This window comes from Gluconobacter cerevisiae (assembly GCF_015244675.1).
Lineage (GTDB): Bacteria > Pseudomonadota > Alphaproteobacteria > Acetobacterales > Acetobacteraceae > Gluconobacter > Gluconobacter cerevisiae.
This window is the reverse complement of record NZ_JABCQO010000039.1, coordinates 1-1,053: the sequence shown is the minus strand read 5'-3', so window position 1 is coordinate 1,053 and position 1,053 is coordinate 1. Positions and strand designations below refer to the sequence as shown.

The 1,053-nt window shown below is 57.7% G+C and carries 1 protein-coding gene; it reads left to right on the top strand.

All coding sequences use genetic code 11. The annotated features are described in order from the left end of the window. Window positions 1–64: 64 nt before the first annotated feature. Window positions 65–997, top strand: a complete 933-nt coding sequence (locus HKD21_RS14320; RefSeq protein ID WP_194256267.1) for an IS5 family transposase — start codon at window positions 65–67, stop codon at window positions 995–997. The last annotated feature ends 56 nt before the right edge of the window (window positions 998–1,053 follow it).

The following is a 1,053-nucleotide window of genomic DNA, read 5'->3' as shown; positions in this document are numbered from 1 at the left end:
GGCTTTGTTGCGTAAATGCTCGGAGTGGATTCACGGAATGAATCCAGACTGGTAGCTGGGAGTGATGAGCAAGCCGAAAGCCACGCGATACCGTACGACGAACTGGTCCTCCTACAACGCCGCGCTGAAGAAGCGCGGCTCTCTGACGGTATGGTTTGACCCATCCATGAATTGGGAGGGCCTTCCGACGGGACGTCGAGGACGGCGGCAGAATTACAGCGATGCCGCGATCCAGAGTTGCCTGACGCTGAAAGTCCTGTTTGGCTTTGCGCTGCGACAGACGACGGGCTTTGTCGAAAGTCTCCTTCGTCTGGCTGGGCTGTCGTGGTCCGTGCCGGATTTCAGCACGCTGAGCCGTCGGCAGAAATCCCTGACGGTCGATATTCCGTATCGTAGTTCGGGCGGTCCGCTCCATCTCCTGATCGACAGCACCGGCATCAAGGTCGAGGGAGAAGGCGAATGGCACACCCGCAAACACGGGGCGTCAAAGCACAGGATCTGGCGCAAACTTCATATCGCGATCGATGAAGGATCACTGGAAATCAGGGCTGTTGAGATCACGAAAAACGATGTCGGTGATGCCCCAGTCCTACCGGCGCTTCTGGAACAGATCCCCGATGAAGAGGACATCGCCTGCGTCACTGCTGATGGCGCGTATGATACAAGAAAATGCCACGAAACCATCGCCAACCGTGGCGCACAGGCTGTCATACCGCCTCGAAAAAACGCAACACCATGGTGTCCCACATCACCAGGAGCCATCGCCCGCAATGAAGCCCTGCGGACGTGCGGGCATCTCGGGCGGGCTATCTGGAGACGGTGGAGTGGTTACCATCGGCGAAGCCGCGTCGAGACAAAGATGCACTGCATCAAGCTGCTGGGCCAGCGTCTGACAGCACGCGATTTCGACCGCCAGATCACCGAAGTTCACATCCGTGTGGCTATCCTCAATCGCTTCACAGCGCTCGGAATCCCTCTCACACACGCGGTCGCGTAATGGAAAACTCTATAGCGGCCTCGTCACGCCAATAGACCGAATTGTGCAACAGAGCC